This is a genomic window from Bartonella sp. AS69XJJH (genome assembly GCF_042195585.1).
GTDB lineage: Bacteria > Pseudomonadota > Alphaproteobacteria > Rhizobiales > Rhizobiaceae > Bartonella.
On sequence record NZ_JBHIOO010000052.1, the window covers coordinates 1 to 3746 of the forward strand.

At 45.2% G+C, this 3746-nt stretch carries 2 protein-coding genes; both read right to left on the reverse strand.

Features of this window, described 5'->3' with window-relative positions:
• A partial coding sequence (locus ACFIK6_RS09280; RefSeq protein ID WP_375677581.1) for a Bgr_08870 family protein occupies positions 1 to 648 on the reverse strand: 648 nt, incomplete at its 3' end.
• A gap of 14 nt (positions 649 to 662) precedes the next feature.
• Positions 663 to 3746, reverse strand: a 3084-nt coding sequence (locus ACFIK6_RS09285) for a DUF4815 domain-containing protein (RefSeq protein WP_375677582.1), incomplete at its 5' end; no start/stop codon positions are given.

The window sequence follows — 3746 nt, forward strand, 5'->3', positions numbered from 1 at the left end:
TGTTTCTGCTAAGATAGCTGCATCCACTTGTGATTTGGTATAAATAAGGTCACCATCTACTTTCAGCGGTCCTTTCAGCGAGCTTCCGGTTGTGCTTAGATTGGTAACGACTTTGTTGTTATGGATAAGGTTAAACGACGAATTGCCTAACAGTTCCAAATCACTACTCATGGTTACTTTGCTGGTAAATTTATTATAACTTTGCCATTCATTTGGGCTTGTGAGGTGTCCATAGCTTGTGAGATCTTCATTGATCTTGGCTCTAAAATCATCAAGACCCACGATATCTTCGGTTTTATGTTGATGCGCGCCTAATAGAGAGATAGCACTACCAAAAGTGAAGTTATTGTTGCTTGATTTATAGAGAACATAATTATTTGCGGCATCTTTTGCACCTTCGATATCGCTTAAATCAGCAAATGAGAAGGTTTTATCGGCTGCCATTTTGCCTTTGAGAGCGCTTTCTAGATCTGTGATTTCGCTTATGGTATGCGTGTGTTTTAAAGGTGCTTTTTCGTCTACTTTTTCCTCAACTTCCATCATAGCTTGATCAATTTTGGTCAAGTTTTCCCGCAAGATTGGGAATTCAGAACTGATAAAGCGTCCTTCTTTAGGCAATTCCATGTCGAGTTTTTTGGTTTTGGTCATCTCTCATTCTCCCATCACAATATACCGGCGCCAAAATCACTCACCATGGAGCGTGCCGCCGGTCCACCGGTAAGGGTCAATTTCAAGCGCGCTTGTTTGGCGCTTTTGTCGCTGCTCACAAATTTGCGCTCTGTCCAAAGCGGTTCAGCGAGTTGTTCTGTTTCCTCTAATTTCAAAGGGGTGAAAGCACCATCATCCAGTTGCATCTCGAGTGAGAAGGTTGCACCGCCGGGTAAAAATGTTTTGATATAGCTCGTTAACCTTGCCTTTTCCCCAAAGGCGAAAGCACGGGTGACATAAGTAGCTTCCTTATGAATCTTTCCCGCAATCAATTGCACAGGAGCAAACAACACGGGTGAGAGCTTTTCTGTCCCTTTGAGAATGGCGCGAAGCTTTACCTTTTCACTGATATATTCAGTAAGACTGAGTAATTGAAAGGGAAGCAGTTGATAAACCGTGCCATTGTTTCTTTCAATTTCAAAGATGACAGAACAATCGCTTGAAGGCAATTCAATGGCTGCACGTATTTGTAAATCAGAGCAGTCCACAAGATCAAATGTGCCTAAATCGACAGTCTTTTCTGTTTGTGTATAGCGTGCTGCCAACACACGAAAGGCTAAAGCCTCATCTTGATGAGCTGTCCAGCTTTGCGCATTGACAGAAGAAAAGCGTGGACCGGTCACGTAAGGGTGGCTTGAGACGTATCTCTGGTGTTCTGCATCAAAATCCCCAAGCTTTGCCAGTGAGACAGAATGATCAGCATCATCTGTCTTGATAACGAAAGCCGTTAATCGGTCATCGGGAACTAACAGTGGTACATCATAGCGTGCCTCTGCCCACCCTAGCTTTGCATCCTTCATAGAATAAAAGCTTTGCGCTTGAATATCGGCGGTCGGATAACCGTTTTCAGTGGTGACCAAATCAATCACCAGATCATGGTTTTGATTACCGATTTTGCAAAGATGAAAGTCAATTCCTGTGATTTGCCGTGTTTCATCGGGGGTAAAGACCTGCGCTTGTGGGTCAAATTGCATCCATATTTTCACAGTGGTGGTGCGCCGCATCACTTTCACATCAATCACGCCTTGACCGGTAAAAAGCCCCGTTGCAATGGTTCCACCTTTCCCCCGTGCCACAACATTTTTTGTGCCAGCGGTGATGTTTTGTGGAATCTTAAAAGTTCCTTCAAGGGTGCCATAGGAATTGGCAAAAAGGGGATAATTCGGCAAGACATTCACACCATCAAAGATGAGGCTTTCTAATTGTTCTAACTTGCCAAAGCCTTCAATTTTAAAGTGAAGGGTAATTTGTCTTAAAAAGTCGGTTTGTTCTTGATGTGCATTGACCAAGTCATCACGCACTTCTGTGTTACGGATAGTTCTGCCACGGTTCCAGCCCATGATGATTTGATTGGTGACGCCAGAGAGCCAATCGGTGCGCTGTTCATGCCAAAAGTCTGTCGCGGGGTCAAGGGTTACTGTACCAGGCAGGGGTGCAAAATTTTGATAAGGATTGATTTTTTCGCAAGCCGTTGTCAACTCTTGCGCAATGATCACCTCATTTGTCCAGTCAAGCGTGACAGGCGCTGTAAGATTAGCGGTGTAAAAGGTTGGATCAATGGCGAGCTGTAAAATGCCGTTGCCTACAGCCCCCGTTTGTTGAAAGCCTTCATCTCTGTAACGATCATCAAGAAAGGGATCAGCGAACATGCCTTTTTTGGCAACAGGTTCTTTAGAGTCCACATTGCTTTTAATGCGCTCTAACTGCATCAACCGGTCAAGGGAGAGCACCCGTTGAAAATAGCGCCACATCTCATCATAGGGGGCAACCCGTGTGCCATCATTGACCACAACCGGCGTTTCAAGCCAATTGTTGGTGATCGTTGCAAGGGATAACACATCATCAGGGACACTGGGTGCCATAGGGTGGTCTACTGATATACCTTTGATGTAAACCACATTGCCCCCTGTGTTCAGTCCTATACGGTCAATGCGGGGCAATTTGTAAGTGTAACTGACGATAATATCCCCACCTTGCGCCCCCCCTGAGACGGTAATTTCCTGCGCTGTTACTTTATCAGCCGTGATTTTTGCACGATAGCGATAAGTCACCTTATAGCTGCTCCCCGCTAAAGGTTCGTCTCCCATGGGAGCCCAATCAATGGTGTCTCCGGTTTTTTTAAAATCTATGCCTTCTTTAAATTCCTTGCTTCCTTGAACGACTTTAATAAAAGAGGTGATGCTTTTATCCGGCACACCATCACGCCCTGCAGCAACGGCACCACGGGTGACGTTAACGGTTTTTTCTTTTGTCAACAAAAGAGACTGAATATCGGCAATAGGAAAATAATAGGGTTTAAAGGTGAAACTTGTTTTCCCTTTTGGAGGCGCAAAAATATGCGTTTCGCTTGGAACAACGCTTGTCGAAAAATCCTCCACCTCTTCATGGCGCAAGGCGGCTAAGCGCTTGCGTTTAAAGCCATTGATATTGGCTTCCCCTTCTTGAATACTAAAGATTTGGCAACCGTTGTTTGGTCCTAAAGCGCTCACACGGCAGCCACTCACGATATAATGCCCATGGGCTCTGTCATATGTTGCAATAGCTTGCATGGCGGGTTCAAGCAATGAGGGGGATTTTTGGTCAATCAGAACACCATCTTGTAAAATATAAACCGGAAAGAAAGTGCCACTTTGCGCATCTTCTTTCAGTGCCCAAACAAGCTTTGCTGTTTCGCGTGCGGCACCAGGTTCTCCTTCTGCCAAGGTGCCAGGGACTTGCCCCAACAGCTCTGGATCATCCTCATGGGTTATCCATTTTTTTTGCAGCTTTACACCAATTTCCAAGCGTCCAATCATGGAAACATTGTTGAGTACAGCTTCAGAGACCGGAAAGATATCGCCTGCGATATAAATCTTGCCATCCGTTAAAGTGACGGTTTGTGTCTCTTTGTTGACAAAAGCATCAGCCCGTTCAACGCGGTCTCCTTCTTGTGCCACAAGACGCCCCAAGCGGTCATGCCGTCCCCTTATAATGGTTTGAACTTCATTGAGTTCACCACTTTGAATAAAGGGACGCGTGCCATAAAAGACAACACTTTG